Origin of the sequence: Collinsella sp. AF38-3AC (genome assembly GCF_003474365.1) — a bacterium.
Taxonomy (GTDB): Bacteria; Actinomycetota; Coriobacteriia; order Coriobacteriales; family Coriobacteriaceae; genus Collinsella.
The window spans coordinates 150,114-168,148 of the sequence record NZ_QROM01000001.1 but is presented as its reverse complement, the minus strand read 5'-3'; the positions used below and the strand labels follow the sequence as shown (position 1 = coordinate 168,148).

Sequence of the window (18,035 nt, the reverse complement as noted above, 5' to 3'; positions counted from 1 at the left end):
TTTAGAGGGGCATCGCGATAGAAAAAATGCACCCCGTAGGCGCACGTTTTCGCTACTCCGCTTTCTTGGCGCGTGGTTTACGACCGCGCGGCTTATCAACCAGCGCTGCCTCGCCGCCGTCGCGATACTGGCGGCACCAGGCCTTAACCGAAGACTCGCTGGGAATCTGGTGTTTGATCATGGCCTCGCGAACCGTCAGGCCGTTTTCCAGGCGATCCTTAACTACGGCGAGCTTAACCTCGTACGAATACGTGTGATGGTGAGTGCCCGCGTTGAGCACGGCATCGGCACCGCCCACGGCATATGCGCGGGCCCACTGACGAGCCGTTGCCTGGGGAATGCCAAGCTCCGCGGCGAGGGCGCGATGACCGACCCCCTCTTGGAGGACCTCGACGGCGCGCTGCCTAACCTCGGGCGCATGCGTACGAGTCCTAGTTGCTTCTGACATACCTGCCACTTCTTAGCCTTAACCGTTAATCTGCTTTCTTACGTGCATGTTAGATAGTAGCATTTTGCTGTTCGCGCGTAGCAGTTAATTGAAAATAGCAACGGCGGCATCTGGGCATTTGCCATTTATTTGCGACATTTCTTTACGTTCTATTTACGCAGCTAGTTAGCTCGCAGCTCATTGAGCGTGTTTTACCAACCAGATTGATATCTTTTTGTTTGGCTCGGTATGGTTTGCGTAATTATTAACCCCTCCTAGCCCCTAAGTTAACGCGGCAGGCCTTCCGTTTACTCTCCAGCTTTCCACTTAACTTTCCAGCTTTCCACCCTAGGTGTTAAGTTAAGTGGAAAGTTGGAAAGATGGTGGGAAGTCGGCAAAGCTAAAACGCCTTTCTCCAGCGGCGGCTGGACAGTTAGTTCAGATTCGTATTTTTTGACAGCGCCGAAACTCTATTCTGGCCCCCTGAGAAGCCCCGTTGGCAGCTCACTAAATGCAAATAGAGCTCATATCGGCCAGCTAACCATAGTTCTGGACTGTTTTTTGCCCCAAAACGAGCGCCGGATGCGCCTGCTGCGGTCTGGAATTATACGTATCTGAACTAACTGTCCAGCGGAGTCCAAGACTGGGATCGCGCAGACTAGGGGGGCGGCAACTGGGTGGTTGCCGCCCCCCTTTGCGAAGCTAGTCGGCTTCGGAATCAGTGATCGATGCCGTTGAGGTTCACCCTCGTGAGCGTATAGGTCACATAGTCGGGCGATTGAGGCGTTGCGCTCGCCATGTCACCCTTAACCAGGCTCGCTGTCATCACCAAGCGATAGTTCGCGTAGAACCGACTCGGCTCAACCTGAGTGTTGGGCTCAACCTGCGTGTTGACCTGAACGGTAAAGGGCAGGTTAAACGTGGTGTCGCCGTTCTGTGTTCGGAACTTGCCATTCTCCTTCGTTGAGTCAGTAAAGGTGATCGCATTGCCAGCGGCGTTGACCACGGCAAGCTTACTCTCTGGAACTTTTACGTAGTTGGAAATGCCATCCGTTACGTTCTCATACAAACCATCGGTCCCGCTGCGGACGCACCCGATCACGCCGCCAAAAAACGCGCCCGGCACGCCAGAGGCGTCTTTATTCTTATGTGCAATAGAGGCCGCCTTGCCCGAGTATTCAATGTTCAGATTACTCACAACGCTACCGTAGCTATACGGGATCAACCCAGAAAGCGCACCTGTGTCCTTGGAGTTGCGGATCTTGATAGCCGCCTGCGTAGCTACCTGCGACGAGCCCCTCAGATTACCAACGATAACGCCACGGAACGGGTAACCTTTATTACCCAAGCCCTGAAAAACGGCGGCGTCCAGCTCAAGCGTGTCAATGCTTTCCCCCTTGTCGTTCTCCAGCTCGATGCTGTAGTAGGCACTCTGGAGATAGCTATGCATCGTCGCATCGTCAAGCGTATCTTTGGGGTCGGTTTTGTTAGGCTCGACCCGTCTCTCTCATGTTTTGCTCGCCTGCTTGTAGACGTACGTCACTTCATTACTAGCATCCGCTGGGCACGGTCGAGCTCGTCGCTGCTAGGCGTACTCATGTAACCCGTGAGCAGGTCGCTCGCAAACAGGCTCTGAGCGGTACCCGTCGCGGCGACGGACTTAAGAAATCCGTTGGCGATGTAGGCGGAATAGGTAAAGTAGCCACCCGTCACGAGCGCCACAGCGCAAACAAGTGCGATTGCCGCCACAACCAGCTTGTTCTTGACTAGGCTTTTGCTTTTTGCCAGCTGCTCGCGCTCGGCATCCTGCTGCTTCTCCTGCTTCTCCATGTGCGCCCCCTCTCCTACTTACCGCTCGTGTTGCGCGCGATCAGGTAGATCACATCGGTCTCTTTGGCGCTCTCGTCCCACGAAAGCTTGATGATAAAGTTGAGCGTGTCCTTGCCATTCGAGCCGTCGAGTGTCTTGGCGTTGAGTTCGCTTTTGCTGAACACCTTGAAACGGTAGAGCGGGCGTGCGTTGCGCTGGACGTTTTGATAGTCCTTGAATGTAGGGTCGCTTGCGCCCTCGCCCGGCACGGCTGCCAGGCCGCCGCCCGGGTCGTTGATGGGCGTGAAGCTCTTCAGCAGATCCGTTTCAGACATTTTCATGCTATAGGGCTTGCCACCCGCAGTGCCGCTCACGTCGGGAGTATCACCTAGGCCCTGATTCTCGGCTTTATACAGCTCGATAGTGAGACCTTTAATATTGGTCGTATTCGCAAGCTGCAGCTCAAACCCATCGCCGCCCGTCTGCACGCAAAACGGGCGCTTGAGCGTCACCGTGTTGCCGGTCTTGGTATCGCCGTATTCGGGGTTGTAACTCAGGTCGATCTGCTCGGCGGCCGTAGCGTTGGGGCCCAGCACCTTGAGCTCTGCCGGCTCCTTGATCTTGCCGACGGTGGAGCCGCGATTGGCATCGACAAACCATCCGAGCGTCAACCCCAGCAACACGAGAAGCACGGCCAGCAGACCCATGATGGCCAGGGATTCGCGACGATGATTGCTGGTCCACGTCTTGATGCGCTCGATGCGGCCAACCGGACGCGCTTCGCCGTGCGAGCCGAACCCGTTGCCGCCGGGGTTTGCCGCTCCTTCGTTGTGTTTGATATCGCCCTGCTCGCGGGCATTAAGCTGCTCGTCCATTTATTTATCCGCCTCCTTGGCGGTAAAGCGCACGCGAATGTACTTGATGTTCTTGCCGATAACCTCGTCGGCGTTGTTGTAGTAGCTGGCGCAGGTTTCCACATCCGCAGCGAACATGCCGGCTCCGACAGGCGGAACCGCACTAGGCGCCTGACCTGGCACACTCGTGCTATCGGCGCGGAAATGGCGCGCGTGGTTACTGTTGATGTCGCCGACGAAGGCTGCGTATCCCGCGGCGGGGTCCGTGCTCGCAAAAAGGTTGCCGCCGTAGCCGGCGTTGCCCGTGCGAACGTAGCTCTTAAACTGCTCCGGCCAAATCCAGTAGAGGGTTTTGGGTACGGTTTTGGTCGTATTGTTTGAGCCCTCAGCGCGAAAGCTCCTCGCCGGAATGGCAAAGCTCTGCGTGATGACGGTAACGCTGGCTCCGTCCTGGGTCACCGTGGTTGTCGTGGGAACCAGCGGATTGGAGTAAAAGCCAGAGGTGTCTTTGCCCTAGAAAACCAGGATATGACCGCGCACCAAATCTTTAAGCGAGTTGATGATCTCTTCGTTTTTCGATGCGTCCGCGGCGGTGCCCGTACCCGCAGCGCTCGTCTGGACAGAAATCTCCTAGGTCATCTCCGCCGTGATATCGTGCAGGTCGTTGCAGAGCGGCTTGACGTTGAGCTGGAGCTGGCCCGCCGATCCCGGAGAGAGACTGCCATCGGCACTCGTGTTATTGAGGTTGAAAAAATTGTTCACGGCAAGGCTTGGACTGTCCGATGCGCAGTTGTCCTGGGCGTCGTACTTGCCCGCCGTGCCGTCCTGCGTTCCCAAGAGCACAAACCGCGGGCCCTTCGCCGCGATCGTGCTTCCCGTGGCGCTCACTCGGTTATTCGCGGCAAACTAGGCCAGGCATGCAAAGATGGCAACGATGGCGGCCAGCACAAACAGACCGCTCACCAGGAAATCCTTCCAGAAATCCTTGAGGGTTCGCACATGCTCGTCGGCAGCTTGGCGGTACTCGGCCGCCGTCTTGTGCTGCTGGAGCTCGCTATGTCGGTCCATGCCACTCATCGTTTACGTTTGCCCTGCTAGTGGGCATGCCATCCTTTCCGCTTGGTCGTGCTCAATCCATTGCTCGTAGGCATAGAATTCAGGCAGAATACAACACCATACGATAAGGGAAAAGAATAGCATTGACCTGCGGTTTGCTCCACAACACAAGCCTTAATGATGTCTTAAAAGTCGAGCCCTTGGTGCAAAGTAACCTGACCCCCTTGCACCAATCCGTAGCACCGGGCAGCGGACGCACGACGTACCGCCCCCTTAACACCCCAACGCGCGCACGGGTATCACGTAGATACCGTTCTCGACCTCGCGGGCGTACTCACCCACCCCCACAATCACGGCCATAAACTCCGGTTCGCGTGTGCGTGAACGAGGATTTCCACAGACCTTCTTGCGAACGCGCTTGAGGCTCTCGACGCCGGCGCTCGCCTTATCTTCGCTCACCTTAATCTCAAAGGCGGCCCACCGTCCATCGGCTAGCTGCACGATGGCATCGCATTCAAGGCCCGAATCGTCGCGATAATAGCGCACGGGCGTACTATCCAGCAGGTCGAGCGACCGCGCGTAGACCGAAAGGTCGCGTATGACCATATTCTCAAACACCAGACCAAATGTCTGCCAGTCGGCAAGCAGTGCCTGCAAGGACATGCCCAGCAAGGCGCAAGCAAGGCTTGGATCTGCCAGATAGCGCTTGGGTTTGACGGTAAAGCGTCGTTTGTCGCGCGCGGCGGGAACCCAACCGGGGACCTCCTCGAGAATGAACATGCCTTTGAGGGCATCCAGGTACCTACGCACCTTGGTCTCGTCGGCAAACGCTGCGGGTTCCTCCTCGGCACCGAACATATCCATAAGAATCGTTTTATACGTGGTCGCCCGTCCCAGATTGCGCGCGATCGATGCGGAGACTCGACGAGCAATATCGGGGTCGAGACCAACCGCCGGGAAGCTGCTCGAAAACGTGGTGTTGAGATATTCGCGGGCGATGAGCTGGGCGTCGGCCGAAACCATATCGATCGCCTCGGGCCAGCCGCCGCGGCAAGCGGCTTCGACAAGCCCCGGCGTATCGCCATCGCACCGGCAGGGCTCAAAACGATGCTCAAACAAGCCCGCCAGGCTCACCTTGCCGTTAGACTCACCTGTCTCGACAAGCGTCATGGGGTGCATGCGGACGCGGCCGATGCGGCCGGCTCCACTATGCGCTGGCGCCTCCGCCTTTGAGCCAAACGCAGGTGTGGCGGAACCCGTGAGGATATAGGCGCCGCGCGTGCCCCGGGCACGGTCGGCCTCGTGTCTAACGTAGTCCCAAATCTGGGGAACGCGCTGCCACTCATCGATAATATGCGGACGGTCTCCCAGCAACATCATCGCCGGGTCGGCACGCGCGAGGTCGAGATTCTCGTCGATATACGAGACGGACGCCCCGTGCTCGAGCGCGGCCCACGTCTTGCCGCACCACTTGGTGCCTGCAATCTCGACCGCGCCAAAGACGCGAAGGTAGCGCTCGATTTGCGCATCCACGATACGTGGGATGTATCCGTCCCGATGTAGCCTCTCGCCTGCCATGAGCCACCCCCGCAGATTTCCAGTTCCTGCTTTCTGATTCTTCTATTCCACTGTAGCAAATTCGGATTTTCGGGTGGTTGCGATTCGGATTTTCGTGTTCATATAATTCGGATTTTCATGTTCTAAAGAGTCGGATTTTCTGGTGCATGAAATTCGGATTTTCTGAACCCACTGGTCAGGGGCGCCCTCATTGACAAAAAGGCGGGGAGCGCCGATACGGCACTCCCCGCCCACTCAATACGCGATAGCTTTCTTACTTAGAGCTCGTTGGCCGCGTGATACGCCGTGCGGATAGCGCTCGCAATGTCGGCGGTGCGCTCGCCCGAGCAGTCGCCCACGCAGGTCACGGGCACCGTCACGCCGTCCAGGTCAAACGCGTTGGCCTTGGAGCCCACGGCCATCACCACGTAATCGCAAGCAATCTTCACCGGCTCCTCGGCACCGTCCTCGGTGGTGCGAACGGCCTCAACGCCCTCGTCGGTAATGGCGGTCAGGCGGGTCTTAACATGCTGCTCAACGCCATGCTCTGCAAAGTCGCTCATAATCAGCGGCAGAATGGTCTCGGACTCGCCCGCGGCAATCTTGTCGAGCATTTCCACGATCGCCACCTCGCAGCCGTGCTGCAGCAGGTACTCGGCAGTCTCGGTGCCCACCAGGCCACCGCCAATGACGGCGACGCGCCCGCTGAGCTCCACCTTGCCGGCCAGCACGTCCCAGCTCGAGACAACCTTCTCCGAATCGGCACCGGGTACGGGAATGACCACATCGTGCGCGCCCACGGCCACAATCGCGGCGTCGGCGGCGTTGAGGTCCGCGGGGCTAGCGGTGTGGTTGAGTTCAACCTTCACGCCCAGGCCGGGCAGAATCTTCTCGTAGTACTCGACCGAGCGCATGATCTCGTCCTTGCGCGGAGGCGCGGCCGCCAGCACAATCTGGCCGCCCAGATGGTCGCTCGCCTCGTAGACGGTCACGTCGTAGCCGCGCTTGGCCGCCACGCGCGCCGCCTCCAGGCCGGCAATACCGCCGCCCACCACGGCGATCTTCTTGTCGCCCTCGCCCGGCTTAATGGCGATGGTCGCCTCGTCGCCGTTCTCGGCATTGAGCACGCACGAGATGTATTTGCGGTTTTGGATCGCGTCGACGCAGCCCTTGTTGCAGTTGAGGCACTCGCGGATGGGCTCACCCGTAGCGGCCTTGAGCGCAATGTCGGGGTCGCACATGAGCGAGCGGCCGTACGCGACGATGTCGGCCGAGCCGTCTTCCAGGATCTTCTCGCCGGCCTCGACCGAAACAACGCGGCCGACGGTTGCCACCGGCACGGAGACCAGGGCCTTGACGCGCTCTGCCACGGGCAGCGTCCAGTTGTAGGGCATGGCGCCCATGGGCGGAATGGTGTCGCCCATGTTGCCGGTGTGGTTTGCCTGCGCCACCTGGATCATGTCGATGCCGGCGCCCTCGAGCAGCTTGGCGAACTCGCAGGCCTCGTCGGGCAGCAGGCCGCCCTTGCCGCGCGGCGTGCCGTCGGGGTTCTCCATGATCACGGGGAGCTTGTACTCCACCATCAGCTCCGGCGCGGCCTCCTTAATGGCGGCGACGACCTCGAGCGCGTAGCGGACGCGGTTCTCGAACGATCCGCCGTACTCGTCGGTGCGCTGGTTGAGGATAGCCGAGCACAGCGAACCCACCAGACGGTCGCCGTGGACCTCGATGGCGTCGATCCCGGCCTGCTGCGCGCGGGCGGCCGAAGCGGCGATGGCTTCCTTGATCTGGGTGAGCTGCTCCACACTCGCCTCGTTCACAAAGTGCTGCATGTCGTGGTGCAGCTTGGCGTAGGCCTGTTTGCGGATCTCGTTGGACTCGGCCATCTTGGCGGCAAAGGTCTCCTCGTCGCCGGCGGCCTTGGCCTCCTGCGCGGCCTTGGCGGCGGCCATTGAGCCCATGACCATGCGGCCGACGCCGGGGACGTCGTACTCGGGGTGGAACAGCTGCAGTGCGACCTTGGCACCGTGCTTGTGGACGGCGTCGGCCAGTGCCTTAAACGTGGGGATCTGAGCGTCGGTCGCCAGCTTGGGCGTGGGGCTTGCGGTCATAACGGGAGCGACGTCGCCGATGACGATGTAACTCACGCCGCCACGGGCCAGGCGCTCGTAAAAAGCCAGGCTGCGCTCGCCGATGGAACCGTCGCGCTCCTCGTAGCCGGTGGTAAGCGGCGGGAACATAATGCGGTTCTTGAGCTCAAGGGGGCCAACCGTAATGGGTTGAAGCAGCTTAGACGCAGGTGTGGTCATGGACATTCCTCTCTTGTAGGCGCGGCGGCGATGATGCCGCGTAGTTGTCTAGAGGATATGGCATGGGGGCACAGCGGCACAACGAAAATCGGCGGATAGCAGGTAGCGACAGGTGGATGGGGCGAGACGACCCTTCGGTTTGTCTCGATCTGTAACAGTTACTCGGCATAATCCGTCCCTCGTGTTACAGATCGAGACATTCCCCTCGGCCCATCCTCAGCAATCAAAATCTGTAACACCTAGACCCACTTTTGGCCCCTACCCGTTACAGATCGAGACAAACCAATCTGGCCTGACGAAAGATCTAAATCTGTAACAGTTACTCGGCAAAATGGGCACCAGATGTTACAGATTTAGATAAACGGGGCCGGCGCACCGGAAATCTCAATCTGTAACATCTACAGGCCAAAATCGGACCCATCTGTTACAAATCGAGACAGCCCCCGGCGGCACCGTCCCCGTTCGAGGAAACGACCGCCACACTCACCTTTTTAAACAACCTAATACTGCACAGCCTGCGATAATAATTTGGTCACGCGTCGACTACGGCGAAGACGCGGCAGAAGGGACACCCATGCAACCGAGTACCACCGATACGTCTACCGCAAAGCAAGCGCTGCTCGAGGCGCTCTTGAGCGACGCGGGGCTCAAGAGCCTCACGCAAACAGCCTCTGCCGCTATGGACAACCCGGTGCTCGTCGTCGATCCCGTGTACCGCTATGCCGCCCGCGGCGGCTTTGAGCTCGACGATGACGACGACTCCCCCTTTGCAGCCATCACCCGCGCCGAGCTCTCCGAAGGTGACATGCTGCAAGACGAAGCCGTGCGCTACATCATCGAATGCGGCTTAGACGAGAAGATCGCCCGCTCGACAGGCCCGCTTACGCGTTATAACGACATGTTTTGCCTCAACACCATGACCGACGCGATCAAGGTGCACGGCACGTGCCTGGGCCGGGTGATGATGATCGAGCGCAATCACGCCTTTGGCGATAGCGATCGCGAGGTCTTTGAGTTCTTCGTCCGTCTGCTCGCACAAGAGCTGCAGAAAGGCGGCTTTCTTTCGATGGGCGGCCCGCAACAGGGGCCATATTTTCTCTCGCGCCTCCTGGACGACGAAATCCCCAACCCCATTACCTGCACACGCAAAATGCAGCTCGTCGGTTTTACGCCGCTTCCCGCCCTCTACGTTGTATGCCTGCTCAAAAAAGATTCCCAGCTCGAGGCGCGCGAGGCGGAGAGCGTCCGAGGACAATTGCAGCCGTTGCTGCACCATAGCCTTATCACCATGTACGAGGGCGAACTCGTGGCGCTGGTAAGCCGTCCGCCCTCCACGCAGCTACCCGCCAACGACGAGGCGATCCTTGCCCGCGTTGCTGCCACGAACAATTTGTTCATTGGTATCAGCAACGAGTTTTCCCAGGCAACCGATGTGCGTTCGCACCTCAATCAGGCACGCGCCGCCATTCGCTACGGCTCGACCTTTACCAAAATCCTCGAAGACACCCATGTGTATCGCTATTGCGAATACACCTACATGGAAATGCTCGATATCTGCAACGACCACATCAACCTTATGAACTACTGCCATCCGGCAATCTGGGCACTTTGGAAACACGACCAGTCGCACGATTCCGAGCTGGTCGAGACGCTCTTTGCCTTTATGCAACACGGCTGCAACACGGCGCGCACCGCCGCGATCTTGTCGCTTCACAAAAACACGCTGCTCTATCGCATTAACCGCATCAAGGAAATCACCGGTAACGACTTGGCATCGGGAGAAGACCTCTTTTTGTTCCATCTCTCGATTCGCGCCCTGATCTACCTTGGCTTTCTTGAGCCGAGGATTAAGCCCCGCACCAGCGCCGACCTGCACTGCCGCAAGTAGGCCGGGCGGGGCTCAAACAAAACTAATCGCGCTTAATCTCCAGCGTGGGGAACGTCATCTTGGCGTACTTCTCCATAAGCGGCTTTACTTCGTCCATGTGGGCGAAGAACTCGTCGCGGGTCTTGTTGATCTCGTTGAGGTGCTCGGCGCGCGCGTGGTCGTCGTTGCGGTCGCGGATCAGGCCGTTCTCGGCAATCTTGAGTTTGGGGCGACCGGTGCGCTCGTCGGTCACGATGTCGCCACCAGCACCGCAGACCGCGCACTCCCACGGAAACTCAACTCCATCCCAATGCTTGTCGCCGGGGTACACCAGGGAGCTGTGGCAGTTGGGGCACACGCCGTCATCCGGATCGCCCAGCCAGCAGCGCTCGTCAACCGGTGTGCGAATGGCCTTGACGATGTTCTCGCCCATTTTGTGGGCGCGGGCAATCTGTCCGCCCCACTCCACGTCGTCTCCCCACACAAAGGTATTGCCCGGGCGACCATCACGTTGCGCCATATAGCGATCGACGACAGTCATCGACATGGTAAACATAGTCGCCTGCAGGCTCTCGAGCGCCAGGGACTGCCAATCGTGCATGGAGCCGCCAACGGAAATAAGGCCGGCAACGGTATGCGGATTCTCCTTTACGGCACCGATGGCAAGCAAGAACGAAAGCTCGTATGCCAAGAAGCGCTGGGCAAAGCGGGTGTACACCGAGCTGGGCGTAAGGTCGTAGGTCGGAACCGAGAAGATCACGCCCTGGCAGGTTTGCAACTCGCGAATAATCGCATCTACATCGTCTTTGTTTTTAAGGACGCAGCCGTGGTATTCCTTTTGCAGGCCGGCGCCCATCTTTCCCATCTGCATGGTGCAGCCCTCGCAACCGGTGCAGGGCAAGATGTTGTAGTCGAACAAATTGATCAGCTCGACCTCGCCGCCCGCCTCGCGCACCGCGCAAAGGACCTCTTTGGCCAAAGCCTCGCCGTTGCCACCGTGCCTGCCGGCACAAATCGCCATCACTTTAAACGACATGGTCGCTCCTCTCCAGAGCATTTTGGACACGGATTCTGCCCGTGTGTACTTCGCAAAAAGCGTACGGCAGACGCAAAACGCGTTCACCGTCCAGGCAACCAAGGCCCGCTCGGTATTTGCGGAATACCTCGTGCAGATAAACAAAGGCCCCTCCCGCATGCCTACAAGGGGCAAAACGAGAGGGGGATCGCGCTATTTGCGCTTAAAGGGAATGGGTTTGGGCGGGCACTTGGGCTTCACGGCACCGGCAGTAACGATCGCGCCATTGTCGCAGATATCCAGACAAGCGCCGCACTGGATGCAGGCCTTTTGGTCAATCACATGGATGAACCGCGGCCTTCCCAGAATCGCGTCCTCCTCGCAAACGTCCGAATCGACGCACTTGTTGCAGGCCTGGCATTTGGAAGCCAAGATATGGAAGGTCAAGAATGCCTGGCATTCCCCTGCGGCACAGACCTTCTTGGTGGTGTGCTGCATAATCTCGCCCTCGAACAGGTCGAGGAACGATTGCACCGTGCGCGCCAGCACGCGACCTTGCTCGCACAGACACTGCGCCTGCATCACGGGGCAAAGGTCGCGAAGAAGCGCCAAGTCGGTCGGCTTACCCTTCTTGCGGCAGATATCGGCAAGAATCGTCGCAATCTGATGAGAGCCCTCGTAGCCAAAGACACAGCGTCCGCAGCTCTCGTGACGGTACAGCGTGCAAATGTCCAAAAGCGCCTTTGCCATGCAGTTTTTGGAGGTATAGACGCGCACGTAGTCGCTGCATAGCTCAATCTTTGAGGTGTCGTCGGGCCTCAGCAGCAGACCGCTGGGATAGCCAATCCCCACCGCTTTGGCGTCATCGGCGCCCGCCGCGGCAACCAGGGATTCCGCACTCACGACGCGGTCGACCTCAACGGGCTCATCGGCCCCGTCAAACCACACCCAGCGCTTTCCTTCGGCAGCAAGTAACTCCGATCCGTTCAGGCATCGGTCGGCGCCATCGCCCTCGCAGCAAGATGGGAGAGGCTTTTCGCCGTCGAGCATCTTGGCCGCGGCCGAACCGTTGGCATAGACAAAGCCCCGGCTCGGGTCGCACTCAATCACGCGGCAGGACTCGCCCAACGCATCCGCGAGCGTGGCAGAGACCTCGTCGCCCGCCGGCATCAAAACCGCCTGGGCGCCAGCCTCTGCAATTTTTTCCGCAGCGGCCGCCACGTCCTTCTTAAGGAGCCAGAGCGCCACGGGCGCCTGTCGATGCACAGGCATAAAGTTGATGATCGTCATGGGTTATCGCTCCTTTCCTAGTACTCGTTCCACAGGCGCGGCGTGCTGATCGTTAGGCGCAAATCGCATTGCAAGCAGCGGCTCGCCTCGCACGTAGCCTCATGGTCGGTATAGGGGCACTCAAACGTATCGAAGTTGTCCTTACGCGTCTGGGCATCGACAAATTGAGGCTGCACGGCATCGTCGTAGAAGCCCTCGGGGGCATGCCCGATCCACTGCTCGGGAGCATCATGCTCGGTCAGTTCCTCGTCGATGTCGCCATCGCCACCCAAAGCGCGGTCGATGGCCGAGGCACACGTGCGTCCCGCAGCGATTGCCGCGATCACCGATTTGGTACCCGTCACGCAGTCGCCCGCTGACCAAACGCCTTCAACGCTCGTCTTGCCCTCGGCATCGGCCACGATGTACGGACCGTGCGTAAGCTCAAGGCCCATCTGAGCCGTGCCCTCGGGCTTTTGGCCCACGGCAAAGATCACGCAGTCGGCATCGATGGTCTTCTCGCCGCCGTCGAGCAGTTCGGTGACGGCGCGGTGGTTCTCGTCAAAGTAGAACCGCTCGATCTTGTGGATTGTCATGGAACCGACCTTGGCCGAACCGTCCTCGGTCTCGTTAATGCTGGTAAAGGCATAGGCATCGTGCAGGACCACGCCTTCCTCGGCAGCCTCGGCACGCTCCTCGGGCGTCGAGGTCATCGCGTCTTGGGCCTCAAGGCAGGCGACATCGACCGAGGCGGCACCCAGACGCACGGCGGTGCGGGCGCAGTCGTACGCCACGTTGCCGCCGCCAAGCACCACAACGCGCTTGCCCGTCAGGTCCGGGGCATCGCCCGTGCGGGCAGCCTTCAAAAAATCGGTGTTGCGCAGCACGCCTTCGAAGTCGTGACCGGGCATGGGGAGTACCGTTCCGTCGTGGGTACCCACCGCAACCAGCACGGCATCGAAGCCCTGGTCAAGAAGGGCTTTGGGCTCGGCGATGCGCTCGCCACAGCGCAGCTCAATGCGCGGCTCGGCGTCATCACCCTGGGCAATCTCCAAAATCGTCGCGACCTCGGCGTCAACCGTGGCATCGGGCAGGCGATACGCCGGAATGCCATAGCGCATCTGGCCGCCGACCTTCTCGTTGGCCTCGAACACCACGACCTTGTGGCCCTTCTCGGCGCAATAGAGCGCGGCGGTCAAGCCGGCGGGACCGGCACCCACAACGGCGACGCGCTTACCGCTCAACGGCTCATGGCGCACGTTGGCCTTCCAGTCGCCCGTATCGCGCACGGCCGCGGCGCGCTTAAGTCGGCAGACCGAAACCGGCGTGCCGTTGAGCTCGTTGCGCTTGCAGGCGTCCTGGCAGCTATGAACGCAAATGTCGCCCAGGCTCTCGGGGAACGGGACCTTCTCGCGCACCACCGCGGCAGCGCGGGTGTACTCACCGTTGCGAATATGCCGCAGGTAGCGCGGGATATCCACATGGGCGGGACAGCCCGAGCGACAGGGGACCACGTTGTCGGCATACGACTTGTTCTCATCGAACATATTGAGCGTGTCGACGATCGAGCCCGTGGGACACACTTCGATACAGGCGCCGCAAAAACGGCATCCGGCCTCTTGCAGGCTCACGCTGCCGTCCGTACCAATGCGAATGCCGTCCTCGGTACGCTGATAGTCCAAAACGCCGGCGCCGCGCAGCTCACGGCAGGCACGTACGCAGCGACCGCACCGGATGCAGCGGGTGAACATATGGGTGATCAGCGGGTTCGATTCGTCCGTGGCGACCGGACGGCTCTTGGTGCGCCAGCGCGCCGGCGAAACTCCCATGTACTGATACATAGACTGCAGCTCGCACTTGCCGTACTTGGGGCAGCCGGTGCAATCGGCGGGATGCGTGGCCAGGATCAGTTCCATCGCCAGCTTGCGCACGCGCTCGGCCTGCTCACCCGTCGTGTTTACGACCATTCCCTCGGCAACCGACGTCTTGCAGGCACACACCGGCTCGTCTTGGCCTTCGATTTCGACCATGCACAGACGACACCCGCCAACGGCCTCAAGATCGGGATGTTTGCACAGATGCGGAATGTAGATGCCAGCATCGAGCGCGGCCTCCAGGACATTCTGCCCCTCGCGCGCCTCGACCTCGGCTCCATTAATCGTTAGCTTCATTCGTTCCCCTCAAAACGTCGCTTTTGTCCAGAAAGGCGCCCGGGACCAAAGTGATCCCGAGCGCCTCGCGTGTAGGGCAAATCCCCGCCTGCACCCAACGCGTGGGTGTCTGCAGACGCGAATAGCTACGGTGTTACGACCACTCCTCGTCGCCAGCGTCCTCAAAGAGGGCTGCGGCGGCGTTTTCACCGGCGATGCGACCCGAGTTAAGGCAGAAGCCCATGGTGTTACCAGGAATGCAGTAGTTATAGGAGTCGCCATAGATGGTGCAGGCATCGGTGCCAACGCAGTACAGACCAGGGATGACCTCGTAGTCGTCGGTCATGACCTCCATCTTGTGGTTGATGAGCACGCCGCCCAGGGTGCCGTAGGCGCCACAGTACTGCTTGCAGCAGTAGAAGGGGCCCTTCTCGAGCGGCTTCATAAACTCGCGCTCTTTCTCAAAGATGTCGTCCCAGCCGTTGTCGCACATCTCGTTGTACTCGTCGACGTTGGCGAGCAGGCCCTCCACGTCGATACCCGCCTTCTCGGCAAGCTCCTCCAGCGTATCGGCCTGGCAGATCGCCGGATAGCCAGCCTCCAGGTCGCGGTTCCACTGCTCCTCAAAGCCGTCGTACAGGTCGTGCGGATGAACGTGGCTGACGATATCCGGACCATCCTTCTTCCAGTGCTTGAGCATACGGGAATCAAAGATGGCATAGGCGACCTTGCCGGGAAGATGGTTGATGGCGTTGCCGACAAAGGTGGTGTTGAAAATCTCGTCCTCCGGCATAAAGCGCTCGCCCAGGCGGTTGCACCAGTAGCACGGCTGACGGAATGCGCCCTCGACATAGAAGTGGTTCATGTTGTCGGGGATCTGATACATGAGCTCCATGGTCACCGGGGTGTGGCCGCCGCCGACCTCGTGGCACATGTTGATGCCGTCGCCGTCCATGCCCGGAATGGCAAACGAGAACAGGTCGGTACCCCACTCAAAGTCGAGCTTTTCCTTGATGAGCTTGGCGTTGTGGCCAAAACCGCCCGTGGCGACAATCGCGGACTTGCACGAGATCTGGTACTCCTCGCCGTCCTTGTCCTTGGCGGTCACGCCGCAAATGGCGCCATCCTCATCCTTGATAAGGCCGGTGCCCGGGCACTCAAACATAAACTCGACACCCAGGTCCTGAGCGCGCTCGGTCATGCGTTTGGTCATCGTGGTGGCCGCGCGAGGACCGGGCTCGGAGCCGTCCTCGGGCTGCACGACATGCCAGGTGTACTCGCCGTCGGAATAGGCGCGCGTGCGCTCGCGAGCGCGGAATGCCGGACGCACAGAGTTAAACTCCACGCCCATGTCCTGCAGCCATGCAATGGTGTCGCCCGACTTAAAGTAGTAGTCGCGCACCAGGCGAGCATCGACCTGGTAATGGGTGTAGAACATATGGCGACGGAAGAGCTCGCCAGGCGTGACCTCGATCATCGAGGCCTTCTGAAGCGGAGAGCCAGCTGCGGCAGGCCCCATGCCCATGTTGGCGGCGCCACCGGTAATGGGGGCCTTCTCCAGGGCAATGACGCGAGCGCCCGCCTCGGCTGCAGCGACCGCTGCGGCAAGACCACTCAGACCCGCGGCGACGACAACGACGTCGGTCTCTAACTGTTTCATGCGAATCCTCCTTTATAGGGCTCTTGGACGAGCCCGGGCTTCATGCGAATTGCATGCGTATCGACAGCCATACTTTCGCTCGAAAACAGCCTCAAAACCATGTGCAGGCGCACCGATGTTTGCCCATAGCATCCACGGGCTTTGTGCAGATGAACCATGCGCTTGGGCAACGTTTTCGAGCGCATGGTCTTGGCGCCATACGCACAAAGGGGGCGGTGTGCCTTATGGCACCCGCCCCCTGATAATCGAGTTTTCTTATTTATGATTCTGCTGCGCCTCGAGAACAGCGAGCGGCGTAAGCGCCTGAATAGTGCGCTCTTTTCCAAAGATCGCCGAGCACACGAGCGTTCCCGACATGACCAGGCAAACCGCGAGCGCGATTCCAAAGGCCCAGAACGCAAAGAGGTGGCCAAAGTTGATCGGCTGCTGCAGCATAAACGTGAAGAACGACGTGGCAAGACCCATAAAGACGCAGGGCACATTGGAGCAGATCTTGCCTTCGAGCAGGTTCTCGTGAGTCGTCAGGATACAAAAGATAACGAGGATGGTCGGAACGATATTGCTCATAACCATGTTGTCGGCGCCAAAGGCCGAGACGAATACGCCCATGACCAGCGAATTGATCACACACCAAACCTCACCGACGGCATAGCTCACCAGCATCTCGGGGATCTTCTTAAAATCGGCCCCAAAGGCAAAAAACATCAGCAACGGCAAAAAGCACATCCAGGTGTACTGCCCATACCCAAACACCCCCATCAGCTGCATAAGGAGTGTGAGCACAACGGCACCAGTGGCGGCCTGAACAAGCTTGATGGTTTTACGGCCCTTCATCGAGATCCCTCTCTTCAAAAGAAATTTGCGGTGTTGTCGATACGCACGCAAATAACCGCTCCTAAATCATAAAAGGGAAATCGCTGGGCGTTTGCGCTAATCTATGCATTACGTGATAAGGAAATCTAATGTACGGAGAACCATGCGCATCAAACAGCTGGAGTACTTTATAGCCGTGGCAGAGGCACGCTCTTTTTCGAAGGTCGCCAGGGAGTTCTTTGTTTCGCAGGCAACGGTTTCAAACCAGATAGCGGCGCTCGAGCGCATCGTGGGAAAGCAGCTGTTCGAGCGCGATAACCATCACGTTGAGCTTACGATGGCGGGAGCCCTGTTCCTCGATGACGCCCGTGCAATTGTCGGGCGAACTGCCGAGGCCGTAAGACGCGCGCGGACGGCAGACGACATGCCCGAAGGCGAGCTCAAGGTTGGCTACATAAAGGGATACGAGCGGACCGATCTTGCCGACATGCTGTTTGGGTTTCACCAATGCTACCCCAACGTGCGACTGAGCTTTATGCGCGACAACGTCTCGGAGCTCTACGACGCCCTGCGCCGAGAAGATATCGACGTGTGTATCAACCTGCTCTACAACGAATACCGCATGTCCGATATGCAATGGCAGGTCTTGAGGTCCTATCCGCTGCACGCCGTGGTACCGCTCGATCACCCGCTCGCCCATCGGCAATCGATTCGCATCGAAGACCTTAAGGGGTATCCGATTGTCGATGCCACGCGCGGAGCCAGCGGATACGGCGAATCGGAGGCGATTGCGGCCACGCTTGCCAAAATAGAAGAGCGCCCCAAGATTGCCTATGTGTCCGAGGACGTCGAGACAAGCGTGCTGTGCGTCGCCACGGGCCTGGGCTACGCGCTGCTGCCAGGGTATCTAACGCAGACCTTTCCCACCAACGGCAAAGTCGTTGCGATTCCCATAGAAGGCAAATCGGCCGAAATGACAATTGCCGCCGCCTGGCTACCACAGCGCAAGAACGACCTGCTCGATGTCTTCCTAGATGAGTTCCTGATTACCAACGACTAGAACCGCCCAGGCGGGAGGTCAGCGTCTCGATCTGTAACAGTTACTCGGCAAAATGGGCCCAAGATGTTACAGATTTAGACAAACCGTCCGGGCGGGGACTCAACATCTCGATCTGTAACATCTAGCCGTCCAAATGGGGTCTAGGTGTTACAGATCGAGATGTTGTTTGAGAGGCCGAGAATTGGACCG

The 18,035-nt window shown here is 59.3% G+C and carries 16 protein-coding genes; 2 read left to right on the top strand and 14 right to left on the bottom strand.

Annotation, left to right across the window (positions count from 1 at the left end; translation table 11 throughout):
* Positions 1-52: 52 nt before the first annotated feature.
* The 9 genes from DW029_RS00655 to bilR form a co-directional block, all read right to left on the bottom strand.
* The gene (locus tag DW029_RS00655) at positions 53-448 is read right to left on the bottom strand and encodes a helix-turn-helix domain-containing protein (protein ID WP_117734753.1); all 396 of its coding nucleotides are present in this window, start codon (positions 446-448) and stop codon (positions 53-55) included.
* Between the two features lie 697 nt (positions 449-1,145).
* Positions 1,146-1,877 carry a hypothetical protein gene (locus DW029_RS00650; protein WP_118345014.1) on the bottom strand — a complete coding sequence of 244 codons (732 nt, stop codon included), beginning with the start codon at positions 1,875-1,877 and terminating at the stop codon, positions 1,146-1,148.
* Between the two features lie 89 nt (positions 1,878-1,966).
* Positions 1,967-2,257: a hypothetical protein gene (locus DW029_RS00645; protein ID WP_118345013.1), complete on the bottom strand. Its 291-nt coding sequence runs from the start codon at positions 2,255-2,257 to the stop codon at positions 1,967-1,969.
* A 14-nt stretch (positions 2,258-2,271) separates the two neighbouring features.
* Complete coding sequence (locus DW029_RS00640; protein WP_118345012.1) at positions 2,272-3,111, bottom strand: hypothetical protein; 840 nt, start codon at positions 3,109-3,111, stop codon at positions 2,272-2,274.
* The gene (locus DW029_RS00635) at positions 3,112-3,549 is read right to left on the bottom strand and encodes a hypothetical protein (RefSeq protein WP_117798847.1); all 438 of its coding nucleotides are present in this window, start codon (positions 3,547-3,549) and stop codon (positions 3,112-3,114) included.
* A 171-nt stretch (positions 3,550-3,720) separates the two neighbouring features.
* Positions 3,721-3,978: a hypothetical protein gene (locus tag DW029_RS00630; protein ID WP_147351852.1), complete on the bottom strand. Its 258-nt coding sequence runs from the start codon at positions 3,976-3,978 to the stop codon at positions 3,721-3,723.
* Between the two features lie 18 nt (positions 3,979-3,996).
* Complete coding sequence (locus DW029_RS11200; RefSeq protein WP_158570723.1) at positions 3,997-4,158, bottom strand: hypothetical protein; 162 nt, start codon at positions 4,156-4,158, stop codon at positions 3,997-3,999.
* Between the two features lie 261 nt (positions 4,159-4,419).
* The gene (locus DW029_RS00625; RefSeq protein WP_118345010.1) at positions 4,420-5,724 is read right to left on the bottom strand and encodes an ATP-binding protein; all 1,305 of its coding nucleotides are present in this window, start codon (positions 5,722-5,724) and stop codon (positions 4,420-4,422) included.
* A 257-nt stretch (positions 5,725-5,981) separates the two neighbouring features.
* Positions 5,982-8,012, bottom strand: a complete 2,031-nt coding sequence (gene bilR / locus DW029_RS00620; protein ID WP_233543752.1) for a bilirubin reductase, long form — start codon at positions 8,010-8,012, stop codon at positions 5,982-5,984.
* A 574-nt stretch (positions 8,013-8,586) separates the two neighbouring features.
* Between bilR and DW029_RS00615 the strand changes: the two genes are divergently transcribed.
* Positions 8,587-9,900: a CdaR family transcriptional regulator gene (locus DW029_RS00615; RefSeq protein WP_118098257.1), complete on the top strand. Its 1,314-nt coding sequence runs from the start codon at positions 8,587-8,589 to the stop codon at positions 9,898-9,900.
* 22 nt (positions 9,901-9,922) lie between these two features.
* Here the strand turns inward: DW029_RS00615 and DW029_RS00610 are convergent, their stop codons facing one another.
* The 5 genes from DW029_RS00610 to DW029_RS00590 all read right to left on the bottom strand — a co-directional run bounded on the left by DW029_RS00610 (position 9,923) and on the right by DW029_RS00590 (position 16,807).
* Positions 9,923-10,915, bottom strand: a complete 993-nt coding sequence (locus tag DW029_RS00610; protein ID WP_118345008.1) for a flavodoxin family protein — start codon at positions 10,913-10,915, stop codon at positions 9,923-9,925.
* Between the two features lie 192 nt (positions 10,916-11,107).
* Complete coding sequence (locus DW029_RS00605; protein WP_118345007.1) at positions 11,108-12,184, bottom strand: NADH-ubiquinone oxidoreductase-F iron-sulfur binding region domain-containing protein; 1,077 nt, start codon at positions 12,182-12,184, stop codon at positions 11,108-11,110.
* A 17-nt stretch (positions 12,185-12,201) separates the two neighbouring features.
* Positions 12,202-14,334 carry an FAD-dependent oxidoreductase gene (locus DW029_RS00600; RefSeq protein WP_118345006.1) on the bottom strand — a complete coding sequence of 711 codons (2,133 nt, stop codon included), beginning with the start codon at positions 14,332-14,334 and terminating at the stop codon, positions 12,202-12,204.
* Positions 14,335-14,467: 133 nt separating this feature from the next.
* Entirely contained in the window at positions 14,468-15,973 is a 1,506-nt protein-coding gene (locus DW029_RS00595) for an FAD-dependent oxidoreductase (RefSeq protein ID WP_117763285.1), read from the bottom strand.
* A gap of 255 nt (positions 15,974-16,228) precedes the next feature.
* Positions 16,229-16,807 carry a DUF1097 family protein gene (locus tag DW029_RS00590; protein ID WP_117743657.1) on the bottom strand — a complete coding sequence of 193 codons (579 nt, stop codon included), beginning with the start codon at positions 16,805-16,807 and terminating at the stop codon, positions 16,229-16,231.
* Between the two features lie 142 nt (positions 16,808-16,949).
* On the opposite strand from DW029_RS00590, the gene DW029_RS00585 reads away from it, so the two are divergent.
* Positions 16,950-17,846: a LysR family transcriptional regulator gene (locus DW029_RS00585; RefSeq protein WP_158572577.1), complete on the top strand. Its 897-nt coding sequence runs from the start codon at positions 16,950-16,952 to the stop codon at positions 17,844-17,846.
* Positions 17,847-18,035: the final 189 nt, after the last annotated feature.